General features: G+C 43.0%; 14 protein-coding genes. 7 read left to right on the top strand and 7 right to left on the bottom strand.

Translation table 11 applies throughout. The features are described 5' to 3' along the window. Positions 1–9: 9 nt before the first annotated feature. Entirely contained in the window at positions 10–879 is an 870-nt protein-coding gene (locus MKY54_RS18645; RefSeq protein WP_076182582.1) for a LysR family transcriptional regulator, read from the bottom strand. A gap of 150 nt (positions 880–1029) precedes the next feature. Between MKY54_RS18645 and MKY54_RS18640 the strand changes: the two genes are divergently transcribed. The 4 genes from MKY54_RS18640 to MKY54_RS18625 all read left to right on the top strand — a co-directional run bounded on the left by MKY54_RS18640 (position 1030) and on the right by MKY54_RS18625 (position 8410). Then, on the top strand, positions 1030–2775 hold the full coding sequence (locus tag MKY54_RS18640) for an ABC transporter ATP-binding protein (RefSeq protein WP_076307760.1): 1746 nt from the start codon (positions 1030–1032) through the stop codon (positions 2773–2775). Then, entirely contained in the window at positions 2772–4511 is a 1740-nt protein-coding gene (locus tag MKY54_RS18635; RefSeq protein ID WP_076218623.1) for an ABC transporter ATP-binding protein, read from the top strand. Before MKY54_RS18640 ends, MKY54_RS18635 begins: the two co-directional genes overlap by 4 nt. Before the next feature lie 1591 nt (positions 4512–6102). Further along, positions 6103–6816, top strand: a complete 714-nt coding sequence (locus tag MKY54_RS18630; protein WP_076217841.1) for an ABC transporter ATP-binding protein — start codon at positions 6103–6105, stop codon at positions 6814–6816. After that, complete coding sequence (locus MKY54_RS18625) at positions 6809–8410, top strand: hypothetical protein (protein WP_076182570.1); 1602 nt, start codon at positions 6809–6811, stop codon at positions 8408–8410. The genes MKY54_RS18630 and MKY54_RS18625 overlap by 8 nt, the downstream gene beginning before the upstream one ends. Before the next feature lie 85 nt (positions 8411–8495). On the opposite strand, the gene MKY54_RS18620 is transcribed toward MKY54_RS18625, so the two are convergent. After that, positions 8496–9200, bottom strand: a complete 705-nt coding sequence (locus tag MKY54_RS18620) for a TetR/AcrR family transcriptional regulator (protein WP_076281624.1) — start codon at positions 9198–9200, stop codon at positions 8496–8498. Positions 9201–9431: 231 nt separating this feature from the next. On the opposite strand from MKY54_RS18620, the gene MKY54_RS18615 reads away from it, so the two are divergent. Then, positions 9432–10865, top strand: coding sequence for an MDR family MFS transporter (locus MKY54_RS18615; RefSeq protein ID WP_339187525.1), 1434 nt, complete (start codon positions 9432–9434; stop codon positions 10863–10865). A gap of 94 nt (positions 10866–10959) precedes the next feature. Continuing rightward, positions 10960–12570, top strand: coding sequence for an S-layer homology domain-containing protein (locus tag MKY54_RS18610; protein ID WP_081387788.1), 1611 nt, complete (start codon positions 10960–10962; stop codon positions 12568–12570). A gap of 100 nt (positions 12571–12670) precedes the next feature. Here the strand turns inward: MKY54_RS18610 and MKY54_RS18605 are convergent, their stop codons facing one another. The 5 genes from MKY54_RS18605 to MKY54_RS18585 all read right to left on the bottom strand — a co-directional run bounded on the left by MKY54_RS18605 (position 12671) and on the right by MKY54_RS18585 (position 17162). Continuing rightward, positions 12671–13387 (bottom strand): glycosyltransferase family A protein, encoded by a 717-nt coding sequence (locus tag MKY54_RS18605; RefSeq protein ID WP_076129813.1) that lies wholly within the window; start codon positions 13385–13387, stop codon positions 12671–12673. Beyond that, positions 13384–14121, bottom strand: coding sequence for a glycosyltransferase (locus MKY54_RS18600; protein ID WP_339168376.1), 738 nt, complete (start codon positions 14119–14121; stop codon positions 13384–13386). The genes MKY54_RS18605 and MKY54_RS18600 overlap by 4 nt, the downstream gene beginning before the upstream one ends. Before the next feature lie 187 nt (positions 14122–14308). Continuing rightward, complete coding sequence (locus MKY54_RS18595) at positions 14309–15295, bottom strand: phosphotransferase (protein ID WP_339187523.1); 987 nt, start codon at positions 15293–15295, stop codon at positions 14309–14311. 20 nt (positions 15296–15315) lie between these two features. Then, the gene (locus tag MKY54_RS18590; RefSeq protein ID WP_339187520.1) at positions 15316–16188 is read right to left on the bottom strand and encodes a glycoside hydrolase family 43 protein; all 873 of its coding nucleotides are present in this window, start codon (positions 16186–16188) and stop codon (positions 15316–15318) included. A gap of 68 nt (positions 16189–16256) precedes the next feature. Further along, on the bottom strand, positions 16257–17162 hold the full coding sequence (locus tag MKY54_RS18585; RefSeq protein WP_254847677.1) for an AraC family transcriptional regulator: 906 nt from the start codon (positions 17160–17162) through the stop codon (positions 16257–16259). A 155-nt stretch (positions 17163–17317) separates the two neighbouring features. Between MKY54_RS18585 and MKY54_RS18580 the strand changes: the two genes are divergently transcribed. Beyond that, positions 17318–19393 (top strand): beta-galactosidase, encoded by a 2076-nt coding sequence (locus MKY54_RS18580; protein ID WP_339187517.1) that lies wholly within the window; start codon positions 17318–17320, stop codon positions 19391–19393. Positions 19394–19409 lie beyond the last annotated feature (16 nt).

Genomic DNA, 19409 nt, shown 5'->3' with positions numbered 1-19409 from the left:
AGCTGGTATTTATCCATTCCTAAAGCTTTCAATAAACTTGGAAGCCAATGATGATAAGTATTTATCCTTAATCCAGACGGCGGCGACCCGTGTGCGTAGTGATTCACTACTGATTTCTTTATAGATCAAATTACGGTTACTCGTTAATTCGAAAGCGGATTTGGGGATGATTCCAATGCCAAGACCAGCGTTTGCCCAGAGCAGTGTTGTTCTAGCATCATCATTCATACAGAAAATCAGCGGATCAAAGCCGTTCTCAAGACATGTTTCCCGGATAAGCTGCTCAAAACGGCGGTAGATAATAAGCGGCTTATCCTTTAACTCACCGATCTCAATAAAGTTTTCATCCGTTTTCCAGTCATACTCAGGTGTCATTACGGCAATCATAGGTTCAGCTTGTGTGTAAAGACATTCTAAATTTGTACCATTAAAGGGTGTCCTAACAATCCCGACTTCGACAATACCTTTATTCAGGAGGTCAATGATTCTAAAGGTATTTCCTTCATGAATCTCAAACTTCACACCTCTATACGTTTTGTGAAACTCACATAGCCGATCTTGAAGCAACGTAGCTCCAGAGGAAGAAACAGTACCAATGGCTAGGGTTCCTTTTAAACCTTTGACAAAATCAGTGAGCTCACGGGCAGTGGAATCTGCCAGCTCCAGGATTTGTTGGGCACGGTCCCGCAATATGGCTCCAGCTTCAGTGAGCTGCACGCTGCGTGGACCTCGTTCCACTAGCTTTACACCGAGTTCTTCCTCTAGGAGCTTTAGCTGCTGGCTCAGCGGAGGCTGGGCCATTTGCAGTTTTTTGGCTGCAGATGTAATCTGCCCTTCCTCAGCTATCGCCATAAAATATTTAAGTTGTCTAATATCCATATAAAAATCCTCCGAACTTTAGATATGCTAATCGTATGGGAGCGATACGAATCCAATATTATTAATATGTGAGTAGATATGCCATAATCATAACTGTTCTTATACATATTTCAAGTGGTTAAATACTTCTTATGTTGGGTGTGGATGAATTTGTTCAAAATTGCAGTATATTTAAAGCCGTACAAAAAAGAAGCGATCATTGGACCGATCTTCAAACTGATGGAAGCGATTCTGGAGCTGATTTTGCCTACCATTGTCGCATTGATCATCAACAACGGGGTTGGTAATCATGACAGCGCCTATGTTTACCGCATGGGTGGCCTAATGGTGCTGATGTCACTGCTTGGCTTCGGCTGCTCCATGGTATGCCAATACTATGCAGCCCGGGCTTCACAGGGATTCGGTACGACACTACGCAATAAGATGTTTAGACATATCACATCTTTGTCGTATGCTGAGCTGGATACCTTAGGTACGCCTACACTGATTAATCGGATTACCAATGATGTAAACCAGCTGCAAATTGCTGTGGCTATGCTAATTCGTCTAGTTATTCGTGCGCCGTTTATCTGCATCGGAGCTATCCTAATGTCCATGATTTTGGATTTTAGATTATCGCTGATTCTAATAGCGGCAACACCGGTTTTTGGCATTATTTTATATTTTATTATCACCCGCAGTGCTCCTTTGTACCGAAAATACCAGCAGAAGCTGGATGCCCTTGCGCTCGTACTGAGTGAGAATTTGTCGGGGATTCGAGTAATTCGTGCTTTTGCCAAAAGACGTACAGAAAAAGAACGTTTTGATGCTTCGTCCGATGATTTGACTACTACAGCGATCCGGGTTTCGCGGATATCTGCTTTGCTTGGACCGATGACTACACTTGTAGTAAATGCGGCAATCATTGCTATTTTGTGGGTAGGCGGAATTCATATCGATGGGGGCCGATTGTCTCAAGGGGAGATCATTGCCTTCATCAATTACATCACTCAAATCTTGCTGGCGCTGATAGTGGTCTCCAACTTGGTTATTATTTTTACAAAAGCCTCATCCTCAGCTAATCGTGTAAATGAAGTGCTGGGTGTTAAGGTCTCCGTGTCTGAGGAAGGAAATGCAGTGATTGCTGCCCCTGCCCCTGCTGCCCCTGCTGCCCCTGCTATACAATTCGATCACGTATCCTTTGGGTATAATACGACAGGTGAATCGGCATTAGAGGATATATCTCTAGTAATTAATCGCGGAGAGACCGTGGGCCTGATTGGCAGTACGGGTTCAGGTAAGTCTACTTTTGTGAATTTGATCCCTCGTTTTTATGATGCGGTTCAAGGTGAAGTGAAAGTGGATGGTGTGAATGTCCGAGATTATAAGCTGCATCAGCTTCGTGAGAAGATCGGGATTGTACCGCAGAAAGCTGTGCTGTTTACAGGAACGATCGCTGAGAATATACGTTGGGGCAAGGAAGATGCAACTGAGGAAGAAATCATGCAGGCAGCCTCTATTGCTCAAGCGGAGGAGTTTATACGTAAATTACCCGAAGGGTTGAATACGCAAGTATCTCGTGGGGGATTAAATTTATCCGGTGGACAAAAGCAGCGCTTAACCATAGCTCGTGCAGTAGTAGGAAAGCCATCGATTCTTATTTTGGATGACTCCTCCAGTGCGCTGGATTTCTCCACAGATGCGGCACTTCGAAAGGCTCTCAAAGAGAGCAGCCAGGAAATGACCGTACTCCTTGTCTCGCAGAGGGTAAGCACTGTAAGACAAGCGGATAAAATAATGGTATTTGAGGAAGGGCGGATCGCCGGTGTCGGAACCCATGAGGAACTGATGCGTGGTTGTGAGGAGTATAAAGAAATCTGCCTGTCCCAGCTATCAAGTGAGGAGTCGGGCCAATGAACAAAAACAACATTTGGAAAAGACTAATTGTATACACAGGGCATTATAAAAAAATAGCTATAGGTGCAGTAATCTGCGCAATACTCAGTGTGATTGCCAGTCTAATTGGCCCGCTGCTCATCGGCAGCGCCATCGATTTTATGATCGGGCCGGGAGAGGTTGATTTTGACGCCGTACTTAGACTGCTTTTGATTCTGGCAGGGGTGTATATTGTCGGCAGCTTTTTCGGATGGCTTCTTACCTACCTGACTAATCGAATTGCCTACCGGACTGTATATGACTTACGGCGGGAGCTTTTTGATAAATTAAATGTTTTGCCGCTAAAATTTCATGATAACCACCCGCAAGGGGACAGCATCAGCCGGTTTGTTAATGACATGGATGCGGTCTCTGATGGACTGCTGCAAGGCTTCTCAACACTGCTCACGGGGATCATCACTATCGTGGGGGCAATTGTACTTATGTTGTACATTAGTCCTTTAATGACCCTAGTTGTTCTTCTGTCAGCACCCGTTACATTTTTTGTGGCAAGATTCATTACGATGCGCTCCCAGAAGATGTTTAAGGAGCAGGCTAAAATTCTGGGCGGTCTCAACGGATACGTGGAGGAAATGATTGGCGGACAAAAAGTGGTCACTGCTTATCATTATGAAGACCGTGCACTGACCCAGTTTGAAGAACGAAACGAGACTTTGTACCAGACTGGTGTGAAATCACAATTTTACGGTTCCTTGTCCAATCCGACAACCCGGTTAGTAAATAATATTACCTTCTCTGTTATCGCGATGATCGGTAGTGTTATGGTGATTCGCGGGCTTGTGACGGTAGGGGATTTGTCCAGCTTTTTGATCTTCTCTAACTTGTTCGCTAAGCCGTTTAATGAAATTACAGGTGTGATTACGCAGCTTCAATCGGCAACGGCATCAGCGCAGCGGATCTTCGCCATTCTAGACCTCTCGCCTGAACCAGCGGATGCAACAGACGCCAAAATTATGAATACAAGCCAAGGGACGATTACCTTTGAAAAAGTATCCTTTGCTTATAATCCTGAACGTCCTCTGATTAATGATTTCAGTCTGGAAGTGAAACCAGGTACCCGGGTTGCAATTGTAGGGCAGACGGGAGCGGGGAAGACCACACTGGTTAATCTGCTTATGCGTTTTTATGATGTGGATAAGGGTTCCATCAAGATTGACGGTGTGGATATCAAGACGATTACCCGTGACAGTCTGCGGCGTAATTTCGGGATGGTGTTGCAGGACACCTGGCTTTTTGGCGGCACAATTAGAGAAAACATTGCCTACGGCAAACCTGAGGCTACCGAAGAAGAGGTCATCGCTGCTGCTAAGGCTGCAAATGCTCATAGCTTCATTAAACGCCTGCCTGAGGGATATGATACAAAGATCAGTGGCTCAGGAGATAATTTGTCGCAAGGACAAAAGCAACTGCTTACCATAGCACGAGTGATGCTCGTAGATCCGCCTATGCTCATTTTGGATGAAGCAACCAGCAGTATTGATACGCTGACTGAGGTACGGATTCAGAAGGCTTTTCTAAAAATGATCGCAGGTCGGACCAGCTTTGTAATTGCTCACCGTTTGTCAACGATTCGAGAATCGGATCTCATTCTTTTCATGAAGGACGGAGACATTGTCGAAAGTGGCACGCATGACCAACTCCTAGCCAGCGGTGGATATTACGCCAGATTATATAACAGTCAGTTCGCATCAGCGTAGACTTTACATTTAGAAAAAGAGCATTCAATCCTAATTTGGGGGTGAATGCTTTTTTTTGGTTGGCTCGGCTTACCCTTACGGACTGTATTGCAGCTAAATTGTGTTTTTGGTGCCTTTTCCCAAAGTAACGGACTGCATAGCACTTATTCGGCTGATTTTGCAGGAAAAAGGAGTGGATATGGCACAATAGCTGCATCTGAGTCCGAACGGGGTGGAAAAGGGCGTGAATTTGCGAAATAAGGGCGCCTCGGTCCGATACGTAGCAATGGCTGCCACCACCAAAGGTAGATTGCTTCTGATCCGGAGTAGAACGCTTAGAAAGTAGTTTGCTCAGCGTTCCAATGTAGTTGGCTCATCGTCAGTTTGTTTAGCGTTCCAAAGTAGCTAACTCACCGTCAACAAAGTAGTTTGTTTAGCGTTCCAAAGTTAGCAATCTCATCGTCACCAAAGATTTGCTTAGCGTTCGAAAGTAGTTAGCTCCTCGTCACCAAAGTCAGTCTGCTTAATGTTCCAAAGTAGCTATCTCATCGTCACTAAAGTAATTTGTTTACCGTTCCAAAGTAATTGTTTACCCTTACGGACCGTATTGCAGCTAAATTGTGTTTTTGGCGCCTTTTTTCGAGGTAACGGACTGCATAGCACTTATTCGGCTGAATTTGCAGGAAAAAGGAGTGGATATGGCACAATAGCTGCATCTGAGTCCGAACGGAGTGGAAAAGAGCGTGAATTTGCGAAATAAGGGCGCCTCGGTCCGATACGTTGCAATGGCAGCCACCACCAAAGGTAGATTGCTTCTGTTCTGGAGTAGAATGCTTAGAAAGTCGTTTGCTTAGCGTTCCAAAGTAGTTAGCTCATCGTCACTAAAGTAATTTGTTTAGCGTTCCAAAGTAGTTAGCTCATCGTCACTAAAGTAATTTGTTTACCGTTCCAAAGTAGTTTGTTTAGCCTTGCGGACCGTATTGCAGCTAAATGATGTTTTTGGTGCTTTTTTTCAAAGTAACGGACTGCATAGCACTTATTCGCCTGATTTTGCAGCAAAAAGGAGCGGATGTGGCACAATAGCTGCATCTGAGTCCGAACGGGGTGGAAAAGAGCGTGAATTTGCGAAATAAGGGCGCCTCGGTCCGATACGTAGCAATGGCTGCCACTACCAAAGGTAGATTGCTTCTGATCCGGAGTAGAATGCTTAGAAAGTCGTTTGCTCAGTGTTCCAATTTAGTTGGCTCATCGTCAGTCTGCTTAGCGTTCCAATTTAGTTAGCTCATCGTCAGTCTGCCTTATCATTCCAAAGCTGTCAGCCAACCGTCCCCAAAGTAGTTCGCTTAGCGTTCCAAAGTCAGCTATCTCATCGTCACCCAAGTAGTTATCTCAACGTCCCCAAAGTAGTTTGTTTGCCCTTACGGACCGTGTTGCACTTAATCGTAATTTTATCCCACCCGTTAGAGGTGAAAATCTCAAAATAAAATATTTGCAAACGAATGAACTATCTGGACGGGCTAAACGTATTATAAGAAACGTATATTGAAGACGACGAAGCTACAGTAAATATGGCATATTGAGAGTGTTATGAGATTGGAAGGGGAGTGGCAAGATGTTGACAATCAAACATTTTACCAAAAGCTATAAGGGTGGCAAGAAGGCGGTAAATGATCTAAATTTAGTGGTCGAAAAAGGTGACATCTATGGCTTTATCGGTCATAACGGTGCAGGGAAAACAACGACTATCCGAGCAGTGGTCGGAGTTTTAGATTTTGAGGAGGGAGATATCGAGATTGGTGGGTACTCCATTAAAAAAGATCCCTTAGCCTGCAAAGCGATTACTGCGTATATTCCAGATAATCCGGATTTATACGATCATCTGACGGGCATTCAGTACTTGAATTTTATTGGTGATCTTTTTAGCGTATCGAAAGCGGATCGGGAGTTACTGATAAAGAAATATAGCGATGAATTTGAGATTACCTCTAATCTGGGGGATTTGATCTCCGCGTATTCTCATGGTATGAAACAGAAACTCGCGATTATCTCTGCGCTTATTCATAAACCGAAGCTGCTGGTTCTGGATGAACCCTTTGTGGGACTTGATCCAAAAGCGGCACACACGCTCAAGAGAATTATGGCGGATATTTGCAGCCAGGGCAGTGCGATCTTTTTTTCGACGCATGTACTGGACGTGGCCGAGAAGCTCTGCAATAAGATCGCCATTATCAAAGCGGGTGAATTGATCACTCATGGGAAAACAGAAGAGGTGAAGGGTGACAGCAGCCTTGAAGATGTGTTTTTGGAGTTGATAAAACATGATTAATATCTGGAGATTGACGAAAATTCAGCTAATCTCATCCTTTGGGTTAAATAAAGCTTTGCATACACGAGATATGAAAGAAAGACGAAAAATGCTTTTGCTGAGCATCGGTATCTTAATAGGGATTGTCATGATGGCAGTGGTTTCGTTTGGATATAGCTTCATGATAGCAGAGACCCTTGAACAGATAGGCCGGCCAGAGCTGCTGCTTGCGATTATGATGGCTGTTACTTGCTTGATTGGATTTTTTACAACGATCTATAAGGCGAGTGGGGTATTATTTGGCTCCAAAGATTACGATCTCGTAATGTCGCTGCCTATCAAAACGAGCCATATCGTAGCAAGCCGTGTAGTTCAGCTCTACGTGCTGAATATACTGTTCTCATTGATGGTGATGGTGCCAGCAGGTGTAGTTTATGCTATAAAGGTAAATCCGGCAGTAGTGTATTATTTATTTTTCATGATAACGCTGCTATTTATCCCATTAGTGCCGATCATTGCTGCAACGATTATAGGGGCATTGATTAGTTGGATTTCCTCACGGTTTAAAGGAAGTCGTTTAATAAGTCTCATTCTGACTTTTGCCGTAATCATTGTTATTATTTTGGGTTCAAGCCAAATGAATGGGAATGACCCGCAGTTAATTGCAGATATGAGCACACAAATTGGCGATCAAATCTTTAACTTATATCCTTTGACGGTCATGTATGTAGATGCTGTCTGCTCGTATCAGGTAGCTCCTTTACTATTATTTATAGGAATTTCATTACTTTCTTTTATGCTGTTTACCCTTATTCTTGGCAGCAAATATAAAGCAATACACACAGGCCTTACGACTTCTTACTCAAAGAATAAGTATCAAATGAGGTCACTTGCAGTCTCTTCACCGCTTTACACATTGTATAAAAAAGAGCTGCGCCGCTATTTCAGTTCTTCTATATATGTGCTAAATACAAGTATTGGTATGGTAATGCTACTTGTCATGGCGATCACCTTACTGTTTGTTAGCTCAGAGCAATTAGGAAAGATTATTGAGATACCAGAACTCTCTAATTATCTAAGCAGATTGGCGCCACTATTTGTTTCCTTCTTTGTAGCATTAAGCTGTACGACCTCGAGTTCGATTTCGCTTGAAGGTAACCATATTTGGATTTTAAAAAGCGCTCCCGTTCCGACAAAAACTATATTATTAAGTAAAATCGCAGTGAATCTCACCATTACTGTGCCGATTGTGATTGTTAGTAGTGTGCTTCTTATGATTTCTCTGGGCACTGGCTGGATGGAGAGCTTGTTATTGCTAATAATCCCCGTCCTATACGCTTGTCTTACCGCAATGGTAGGTGTGATCGTAAACTTGAAGCTTCCTAAACTGGAGTGGACCAATGAAGTCTCTGTAATTAAACAAAGTGCTTCGGTCCTTGTAGCGATGATTATAGGATTTATCAGCTTGCTGATTCCATTTGGTTTGAGTTTTCTTTTATCTGATCTAAATGGTGATCTCGTTATGTTAGGTATTGGTGTGGTGATATTAGTGGCGTGTGGAGTGATGTATAGATACATCCAGTCCACAGGAGAATTTTTATTTCGGGCTCTTTAAAAAAAGGGCATTCCAAAAGCCGAAATTGGCTGCTGGGATGCCCTTTTTTTGTGCAAGATTTATTTTCGTGAAAAATTCCTAAGTTCTACCGTCGCTCTTGTTGTTCTTGTTGTTCTTGTCGCTCATTAGCTAACTGTTCAATTCCGCCCACCATTATTTTTAGACCTGTATAGAACATCTTATCGGAGCCAATTTCATTAAAAATATTGTTTTCGTACATTCGTTTTATAACATTAGGTCCATCCCCGGATAAGTGCTCAAGCGATTGTTTAAAAACCACTCTAGCATCTCCATTAGGTTCATTTTTCATGGCTAAGTCTATTCGATCCTGCTCATATTTGTCCAATTCGAATGAGATTACATAGTTTAACACGCATGCAATCAAGGAGAATTTATCACTATCGCTTAAAGGAAGATGATCCACGATCTGAAGCAAAGTATTCAGTAAAGATAGATAATTAGGTTCAGAAGGCAAGGTTCTCATCATCAGCTGAGCCGAGCAAGGATACTTATGTAAAACCCCACGAATTCGGTCCACAAAATTAAATAACTGTTCTTGCCAAGTACCTTCGAGATTCGCAGTTTCGAGGGCTTCTTTGGCGACCTCATTAGCAAGCGTCTGGAAAATGCTCTGTTTACTCTTAAAATGCCAATACAGAGAGGCGGCTTGTATTTTTAGTAGTTCTGCTAATTTACGCATACTAAATGCCTCTATGCCGATATCATCCAACAGCACCCAAGAAGCTTTTATTATATCTTGTTCAGTGATTTGCAGATTTTTGATTCTCATCGAAACGACCTCCTGTTACTGTCTTTCTTTATCATAAGCGAAGATGAATGGCTGGTCTACCATCGTTAGATTACTGCTTTATCTTACACTGTTAGATATTTTTATTTACAAGCAAATAAACGGGTGCTATATTAATCTTACACTGTTAGTTTAAAGGTGCGATTTTTTAAAAAAAGGAGGCAGCAGTTAGCAATTTAATTAGTAAAAATTAAAAAGGATGTGTATAGACCCATGAGTAATCTTCAAGTGGAACAATCCCAACCAGTCACCAAAGAATTTTCTATAAAAGCAATACTTCCCGTAATACTGGCACTTATAACAGGAATGCTGCTGGTTATGCTCGACAGTACAATTATGAATGTAGCGATCCCGCAGCTTGAAAAAACCTTTGATGCCAGCCTAAAAACAATACAGTGGGCCATTACGGGTTATACGCTGGCTTTATCCGTAATTATCCCATTGGCCGGTTGGTTCTCGGATAAGTTCACTGCCAAACGTGTTTTTTTAGCTTCGATCGTATTGTTTACCATAGGGTCTTTATTATGCTCTATGGCACAATCCACAACAGAGCTGATAATCTTTCGTATTTTGCAGGGATTAGGCGGAGGGATGATTGCTCCAATTGGTATGGCTATGTCATTCAAAATCGCACCTCCCGATAAAAGAGGTTCAATCATGGGATTGCTTGGACTACCGATGTTAATTGCGCCTGTTCTTGGTCCTGTACTGTCAGGATGGCTGTTGGAATATGCCAGCTGGCACTGGATTTTTCTGATTAATGTTCCCATTGGCATTATTGCAATGATTGTTGGAGTGAAATTTCTTCCGGTAATAGAGAAGGGGAATAAAGCTAAATTGGATATTTGGGGTGTGATTTTATCACCGCTCGCCTTCTCCAGCTTGGTATTTGGGGTGCATAGAGGGGGAGTAGATGGCTGGGGGGATCGTATAACGATTATATCTCTTGCGTTCAGCTTCATTGCTTTAGCCTTGTTTATTTTCGTGGAATTGCGCCAAAAAGAACCGTTATTGGAACTTCGCTCTTTTCGATCTCTAGAATTTAGTAAAGGTATGATTTTGACCTGGATTAATCAGTTCGCCTTATTTGGTTCGATTCTGTTAATTCCAATTTTTTTGCAGCAGGTCAGAGGTTTTTCTTCCTTTGAATCGGGGCTTTTAGTTATTCCCCAAGCATTAATATCCTTTGCTGGCATGATTATTGGAGGAAAGTTATTTGATAAGTTTGGAGCTCGGCCCGTTGTGTTCTCTGGACTTGTGCTGCTGTCCACCGGACTCTTTCTCTTGTCACGTTTACAAAATGATACAAGTGTATACGTTATGATCAGTTATTTTGCCATTATGGGACTTGGCCAAGGATTAACTACTATGCAGCTCGGTACACATGTGCTTAAGGCCGCTCCGAAGGATCTGATCAGCCGTGTTACCCCACTTACTGCCTCTGCGCAACAAATTGTGGGTTCCTTTGCTGTCGCTATAATGTCGGGCTTATTGACTTCCAATATAGCTACACATATGAGTCTAGGGAATCAGAAACTACCCTCAGCGGCTATGGTTGCAGGATTCCACGATACGTTCCTAGTTTCATTGGTCTTGGCGCTGTGTGGTGTGGTTCTTAGTCTCTTTTTGCGTAATCCGAAGAGCTGATCCTATCGTACTCTACCAATATTTTAGCGATGTTTATTGATTGTATCCTTGGTATAATTCAAAGATTGATAACCAAGGGGGAATCTCTTAACCCGTGAAAAATATATTTGCTAGATTTACTATAATAACCCTCGCTGTCGTGCTAGCCGCCGGAGTATTTATTCAGCATATATCGGCCGATAATGGGGTTCCTTTTGAGGATATAAACACTAGTTATGCAAAAAAAGAAATCATAGATTTATATAACCGGAATATATTAACTGGCACCTCGAATACTAAATTTTCACCTACTCAATCGATTACTAGAGCTGAATTTATAACAGTACTTGATCGACTGTTGAAGCTTGATCCAGCGTTGAGTCCGGTATCTCCTTATACCGACGTAGCCAAAAGCGCTTGGTATTACGGCTGGATTCAGGCTGCGGTTCAGCTTGAACTGGCGAACGGCACTTCGGCAACTACTTTTGCACCCGCAAAAGCAGTCACTCGGCAGGAAGCGGCTGTGTGGATAGCCAAAGCTCTAAAGCAAACAAACACTGCAACTGCCGCACAAACTAATTTTAAGGATCGGCAACAAATTGCTAGCTGGGCAAGTGCTGCTGTAGCTAAGGTTAATGATCGCGGATTAATGAAAGGCGATAATAGCGGAAATTTTCGGCCCACGGACCCGATAACAAGGCAAGAGACGGCAGTGCTGATGGATCGGGTGCTGCAACATACAAGCTGGGCGGCAGAGCTGGAAAGTAATCCGGACAAACGTATTGTTATAGGCTGGCAGTATGGTCTCACGACGGCACAATTTGAGAATCATGTTCTGCAATCGAACGTCAACACATTATCACCACGTTGGTATTATGTTGGGAAAACAGGGGCAGTAACGGATTCGACAGACGCCTCGCTGGTGACTTGGGCAAAAAATAATAAGAAGCAAGTCTGGGCGATGGTTGGCAATCGATCGGATCAAGAAGCGACGCATCAGATGCTGTTGAGTACAACCGCAAGGAATACGGCAGTTAATCAGTTAGCTGCTTTAGTGAGTAAATATGGATTAGATGGACTAAATATAGATTTTGAAAATGTAGCGGCCGAAGATCGTGTGTATTTGACTTCGTTTATTACTTTATTAGCCGAGAAAATGCATTCGCTCGATGTTATCCTGTCGATGGATGTATCTCCTGATCTTGGAACGGATTGGACAGAAGCTTTTGACTATGCTGCCCTAGGCAAGCAAGTGAATTATATGGTGATGATGGGTTATGATGAGCATTATGACGGGAGTCAAGTTCCGGGGTCCAATGCCTCGCTTTCTTATGATCAAAAGGCTGTGAATACAATCCTAAAAGTTGTACCTAGTCAAAAAGTTATATTGGCATTGCCCTTATATAATCGGGATTGGACATTGAACCAGAAGGGGACGGTTTTATCCTCTCAATATATTACGCTTCCGGAGCAAAATCAGATTATCAGCAGCTATGCATCGAGACCCGTGTGGAATCCTTCGCTGGGACAATATGTCGCGGGCTACTCGAAACAAGCTATAAAACATACGATCTGGATTGAGGATGGGCGTTCATTAATAACAAAATACAACTTAGCGGTTACTAAAAAACTTGCTGGAGTAGCTTATTGGTATATAGGCGGAGAAAGCTCTGATGTATGGTCCAGCTTAAGGAATGCAGAGAAATTTTACGATTATACTTTTTAAAAATATGAAAGACTGGATGCGAATAGCCGCTTAGCTATATTGCTGTCCAGTCTTTTTATTGGGTTACTAAGGCATAGCTGGTAGGATTAGATTGATTAAATCAGCCTCGCGTTACGTATTTTTTGAAGTTTTTCACGTTTAGAACTTTAACATTTTGAGCTAGAAGTTTCTTGTCGCTAACGACCCAAGTGTGATCTTTGGAGTTTTTTCTACGAATCGCAGCGAAGTTATACTTATTTCCTGCATAGATCTTAAAGCCCTGTGCAGCACAATCCGCACAAAACTTAACGCATTCACCTTTATTCCAATCTGGAAAGGAAATCTGCTGGAAGACATTTCGTTTTACGAGTAGGGTAGCACCCTGAACATTGGTTACCTGTTTATTTTCCATATGAAGATAACGAAGCAAAAGGAGCTTCTTATCAGTTAAATACATATAGTGAGCTCGTTTTCCAACGATATCAGCTTTAGTTTTATGGAGGGTGTTCATACTATCCGTTAAATAGTTGGCAGAGTAATAATCGTCGTCATCAAATTTAGCGATACAGCTATAATTCGCTAAGTGCACACCAAAATTCAGACAAAACCCCAGTGAACGATATTCAGGTAGTTTATAGATCCGTACATTTTTATGTTTTTTTGCAGCATGTATATAGTCTTCTATTTTCAAGCTATCATTATTAATGATCACGATAAGCTCTTTAGATTTGAAATTCTGTCGTTGATAGTTATCAAATATTGTTTTAATACAATCCATTCGTTTTGTACAAGTTAGAATAGACACAGCAGATGAAGTAGATTCAGCAGTTAATTTCATAACGAAATCTTTGGACGGCGTCCAACAAAATTCCTATAGTTTTTAATATTCCGGATGATCTTATGGTTAGCTATTAGTGTACTATCACTGATGATCCATGTATGTTTTGAAGAGTTTTTTCTACGTATGGCAACGAAGTTATTTTTACTTGCAGAATAAACCTTATAACCTTTCTTTTTGCTTCTGCTGCAAAAGAGATCATCCTCACCTACGTTTTTATTAGGAAATTTCACATGATCGAATACTTTTCGTTTGAAGACGAGCGTAGCGCCAGGGAGATGGGTAACCATTCGGTGTTCATCATTTGCGAAACGAAGAATCAAAGTCTTTGAACCTAGTAAATACATATAGTGAGCCCGTTTTCCAAGGATATCAGCTTTAGTTCTTTTTAAGGTCAGAATACTTTCCGTCAAATAATAAGGGGCATAATAATCGTCGTCATCAAATTTGGCAATGGTATGATATTTGCATTTTGTTACGGCATAGTTTAAGCATGAACCGAGAGATTGCTGTTCAGGTTTACGATATATCTTAATATTTTTGTGTTTTTTAGCTAAGGTTTGGTAGGGGGATAGTGGAATTTTATTATTATTGATAATAATGATAAGTTCTTTATTGGCATATTTTTGTCTGCTGTAATTTTGAAATAGGTTGTTTAAATAATTATGGCGATTGGTACAGGTAATAATAGAAATACCTTGTTGGTTCGCCTTGTTGTGAGGTACAGCACTCATTTAACCAACCCCTCATATGCATTTTTGGGAAAAGTCTCATAATACGATATGTCCAAGTTAGGATAGAGTAACGGCATATCAACCTCTTAAAAGCAAAAATGGACTTGTTTAAAAAACACAAAACCCACAGTGATAGCTGTGGGTTTTGTAAGAGAGACACATCATATGAAACACTTTGGATGTTTGTTCAGAAACAAGATTCAATGATGGATACGCCATTCTCGATTCTCGCCTTACTCTGCGTTAAATAATCCTTGGTCCAATCATCTAGGTTAGACATATCAAAACTCCGGTACATCCCCGTATAAACAATAATCTCTCTTAATCGAAGAAAAAGAGGAATTAACTTCAGCTCATTTTCTGAAATCCTGTTCTCTTTAACGTAGCCTTTCAGAAAATGCTCCATAAAACGCTGACATTGAAGCTGCCTGTCCTCCATACTATCATCCCCGTAAACGTAGACTAGATAATACAGTTGAATGGCGATATCTTCTACAAACCAGCTGTACTGAGCTTCATCAAAATCAAACAAGGTCAGCTTGCCATTGTCGACCAAAAAGTTGCCTACATTGATATCCCCATGGATGAGACCATAGGTATTTATATCAGCGTCGAGATGCTTTAGCTGATCCATAAGCGCCTTACAGCTTTCCAAAACGCCACTTTGGGATGGAGGAATAAACCTGGTTACATTCTGCAGGTAGTAGTTCTGATGCCACGCATGTCTTTTGGACTGTGGTTTATAAGATTTTGCTAATCTGTGCATTTGTCCAGTGATCATGCCACACTGCTCATAGAGGTCTAGATCCTTCAGGCAGTCTGGGTAACCTATTCGTTTCCCTTGTGCTTTTTCAAAGGAAGATACCATAAAGCATGAATCACCAATCTCTATTTGCTCAACTAGATTACCCAGAAGAGAACCTACGGGTCTTGATACGGAAACGCCATGATCAGCCAGGTATAGAATCCATTCAAGTTCAGCCGTTAACAATTCCATACTGCGCAGCGAGCTATGAGTAAATCTTAGAATATATTGATGATTGCTAAGTTGATATTCATAAACAAAATTTTGAAATCCGCCAATGAAGCTTAGCTCATCTATGGGGATACCGTATTTCGTGCAGGCAGCACTTACAATCTGGTCATTAAATAAAGACTTAATCTTTTGTTCCAAGGGTTCTACTCCGTTCTACATTACAATGATTTTATCGAAATCGTTCTGGAGCTTTCCTGGACCTCAATAAGCAGCGGCCGTTCTTGTGGGTTGAGATTTGGGGCATGAATGGCCAGCATAAGTCTGCCCGTCAAATCACGAAACAACATTCCATGTCCGCCATCTTTGGCATAAAGAGGCTCAGGATCATGTTGCCAAGGTCCACTAATGTCACCGCTGACGGATCGGGCTAAACCCATGGCATAACCACTAGCTCCACTGCTAGACCACAACATAAGCAGCTCACCACTGCTAGTCTGATGCATAAAAGGACCGTCAGTTACGTATTGCCCTTCTTTGCCACCTACCGTCCAAGGAGCTTGTGAAGCCTGGAAAAGCAGCATAGATTCGCCAATAGTAGCACTTAAATCCTCCTTCAGCCGAACGGCATACATTTCTCCATCCGTCACTTCAATCCATTCACGGCAAAAGATCATCCAAGGTTTGTCTTCTTTATCTACATATAACGTTCCGTCAAGGCACTCCCAAGAAGCAGGGGTAATCGGATGATTGCTGATAGGAAGATAAGGACCCTCAGGTGTTTCCGCGCTTAATATTTGTGTCCCCCGTGGAACGCCATGTCTTTTAAAAGAAGCGAACATATAATATTTTCCGTTGTAGCGATGAACCTCTGGTGCCCAGAAATGATGATCAGCCCAAAAATCAGGATCTGGACGAAAGGCAGCAATGGGTCCGGACCATTCCTGAAGATCTGAGCTGATATATACATCGAAGCCGTGAGGTGCGCCACTCCAAGCTGTTAAGCCATCTGTGCCAAATAAATAGTATTGACCAAGTTCAGGAACAGATAGGATATAGGGATCTCTAAAGTTAATATCAGATAATGTTTTCATTAAGGTGCCCCCAATTTACAAGCTATCATTTGCTTAATTTCACAATATCTTCTTTAGGCTTGGAAGCGTTACTTCATTTGCTCGTCTTGTAGCAAACGTATTTTCATTACTCCGGGTGTACAGCCGTAGTTTTTTCGGAAGACACGTATAAAATAATTAGTCTCCATGCCCAGCTGAAGCGCAATATCTTGAACGGGGATCTCCACATCCTCCGTCATTAATTGCAGCGCCCGCTCCAGCCGCAGATTCTGCAAATACTTATGCGGAGTGACCCCATATTCCTGCACAAATAAACGCTGGAAATGCTGCACAGAGTACCCGACTGCTGCTGCAAGATTGGAGATCAGAAGCGGTTCTGTGTAATGTTCGTTGATCAGCCCGACGGCTGTAGTTAGGGCTTCATTTCGGACCGACTCGAAGGCTAGACGATTACCGGAGACTTCTGAACTCTTGGCAGGGCGCAGCATCAAGAGCAGTCTATAGAGTGTGATAGACAACTCTTGCATCCACATCTCGTCCTGCCGATTGGGGGCAGGAGAATTCACCGTATGCCAGATTTGGCCGATTTCTTCCCAGCATTGTTCAAAACGATCCGTTCGATAAGGAACAGAAGGGAGCAGTTCAAGCGCTTCCAGCAATCCATGAGCTTGACTGCCTTGAAAGCCGATAAAGCCAACATGCCACGGTTCATGAGAGGTAGGATAATATTCATGACCACGATCGGGCGGGAAGGCAAAAGCCATCCCCGGTTCCAGTATGATTTCTGTGCCACTTTCCAGATCACGAAATAACCCGGTTCCGGTCCGGATTAAAAAGATTTGATACACAGGAAATCCTGCTGGGCGCACATGATGGAATTGGATATGGCGACCTACAGAGTAGGGGGATAGGGGCAACGTTCCAGAGTCGCGCGGTAATTCAATCAGAGAAAAAGGTAGCAGGTTTATCACCTCATCTTCATTTTGTGCTATCACTTCGAGACTATATTCCTACTGATTGAAATGAATTTTCTTATATTATAAATAGTATAAATGATGATTCCTGAATAAGATAGCTTACGCTTCTAGCCTATCATCAGAGAATAGTCCCATTCTATAAATGGGCAGAATTGAGAGGATGATCGTACACAATGAATAAAAAACATTCCCCGATAAGCAGAAAAGCTGGTGTCATGCTGCACGGTGCTGATTATAATCCTGAACAATGGCTGAAATATCCGGAAGTATTGCGTGAGGATATCCGATTAATGAAGCTGGCGGGCTGCAATGTCATGTCCGTAGGCATTTTTTCGTGGGTATCTCTTGAACCTGAAGAGGGTGTGTTCACTTTCGAATGGTTGGATGGTGTACTTGATTCTTTTGCAGAGAATGGGATTTACGCTATCTTGGCAACGCCAAGTGGTGCCCGCCCAGCATGGATGTCGCAAAAATATCCAGAAGTCTTAAGAGTGGAGCGTAACCGTGTTCACAATTTGCATGGCTTCCGTCATAACCATTGCTTTACCTCACCAGTGTACCGGGAGAAAACTGCAATTCTGAATGCAAAGCTAGCGGAACGGTACAGCCAGCATCCAGCCATTATCGGTTGGCATATTTCGAATGAGTTCGGTGGGGAGTGTCACTGCGAGCTCTGCCAGGATGCTTTTAGAGAATGGTTGAAGGTGAAATATAATAACAGTTTGGATGAGGTGAATCATGCTTGGTGGGCTACTTTTTGGAGCCATACCTACACTTCATGGTCACAGATTGAATCCCCAGCTCCACATGGTGAGACACAAGTACACGGCTTGAATCTTGACTGGCGGCGTTTTGTTAGTGAACGGACAATTGATTTCTGCCAGCACGAGATCAATACGGTTCGTCCTTACAATCCAGAGCTGCCTATCACGACGAATATGCATATGATCGATGGCATTGATTACCGCGAGCTGGCCAAAATCCTGGATGTGGTCTCATGGGACGCTTATCCAGACTGGCATTATACCGAAGACGGTGACGATACTAGATTGGCAGCATGGACGGCGATGCACTACGACTTAATGCGCTCTTTTAAAAAGAAACCGTTCCTGCTGATGGAAAGCACGCCATCCCTTACGAACTGGCAATCGGTCAGTAAGCTGAAACGTCCCGGAATGCACAAGCTGTCTTCCTTGCAAGCGGTAGCGCATGGTTCGGATTCTGTGCAGTATTTTCAATGGCGCAAAAGCCGCGGATCAAGTGAGAAGTTCCACGGCGCAGTTGTAGACCACAGTGGCCACTCCGAGACTCGAGTATTCCAAGATGTAGCGGAAGTAGGAAAGACGCTGGCGGGAATGACGGAAGTAGTGGGTACGTCCACTCCGGCGCAGACGGCGATTATTTTCGATTGGGACAACCGCTGGGCGATAAAGGATGCGCAAGGCATCCGTAATTCCGGATTACGTTATGAGGAGACGGTGCTACAGCATTATCGTGCACTTTGGGAGCTGGGCATTCCAGTTGATATTATAGGCTCTGGAGATGATCTGTCTGCTTACAAGCTGGTTGTTGCCCCTATGTTATACCTGATTAGTGAAGAGAATGGAAAGCGCATTGAGAAATATGTGGAGCAAGGCGGCACATTCCTCGCAACCTATTGGTCAGGAGTAGTTAACGAAACGGATTTATGTCATCTGGGAGGATTCCCTGGTCCACTGCGCAGAACACTGGGGATTTGGGCAGAGGAGACAGAAGGGCTGCACAGCCGTGATCTGAACGGGTTAGTGATGGAGGCCGGTAATAAACTTAAGCTAAGCGGTGACTACGATGCGCATGAGATAGCCGAGCTGATTCATTTGGAAGGTGCAGAGGCTTTGGGGCATTATCGCAACGATTTCTATGCGGGCCGTCCAGCGCTTACAGTCAATCGTTTTGGTGAAGGAAATGCGTACCATCTTGCTACCCGTGTGAAAGACACTTCGTTCTATGTTGAGCTATACGCAGCGATCACATCTAAGGCAGGAATTACCCGTGCGATGGATAGTGAGCTTCCAGCAGGTGTGACTGCACAACTTCGCACAGATGGCGAAAGTGATTATGTTTTTGTGCAAAATTTCAGCGGCAGTCCGCAAACGGTAGAGCTGGATGGAGCGGAATACACAGACTTGGAAACAGGTCTTTCAGCTCCGGCCCTATTGAATCTAGCGGTGAATGGACTTGCGATGTTGAAGCGTAAAGCATTAGTATAATAAAAAGGCAGGACCT

This window comes from Paenibacillus sp. FSL P2-0121, assembly GCF_037975345.1.
GTDB classification, from domain to species: domain Bacteria; phylum Bacillota; class Bacilli; order Paenibacillales; family Paenibacillaceae; genus Paenibacillus_AQ; species Paenibacillus_AQ odorifer.
This window is presented reverse-complemented; position numbering and strand designations above follow the sequence as displayed.

Coding starts and splice junctions, on each gene's coding strand:
- MKY54_RS18645 (WP_076182582.1), bottom strand. CDS start 879: ATGGATATTAGACAACTTAAATATTTTATGGCGATAGCTGAGGAAGGG.
- MKY54_RS18635 (WP_076218623.1), top strand. CDS start 2,772: ATGAACAAAAACAACATTTGGAAAAGACTAATTGTATACACAGGGCAT.
- MKY54_RS18630 (WP_076217841.1), top strand. CDS start 6,103: ATGTTGACAATCAAACATTTTACCAAAAGCTATAAGGGTGGCAAGAAG.
- MKY54_RS18625 (WP_076182570.1), top strand. CDS start 6,809: ATGATTAATATCTGGAGATTGACGAAAATTCAGCTAATCTCATCCTTT.
- MKY54_RS18620 (WP_076281624.1), bottom strand. CDS start 9,200: ATGAGAATCAAAAATCTGCAAATCACTGAACAAGATATAATAAAAGCT.
- MKY54_RS18615 (WP_339187525.1), top strand. CDS start 9,432: ATGAGTAATCTTCAAGTGGAACAATCCCAACCAGTCACCAAAGAATTT.
- MKY54_RS18605 (WP_076129813.1), bottom strand. CDS start 13,387: ATGAAATTAACTGCTGAATCTACTTCATCTGCTGTGTCTATTCTAACT.
- MKY54_RS18600 (WP_339168376.1), bottom strand. CDS start 14,121: ATGAGTGCTGTACCTCACAACAAGGCGAACCAACAAGGTATTTCTATT.
- MKY54_RS18590 (WP_339187520.1), bottom strand. CDS start 16,188: ATGAAAACATTATCTGATATTAACTTTAGAGATCCCTATATCCTATCT.
- MKY54_RS18580 (WP_339187517.1), top strand. CDS start 17,318: ATGAATAAAAAACATTCCCCGATAAGCAGAAAAGCTGGTGTCATGCTG.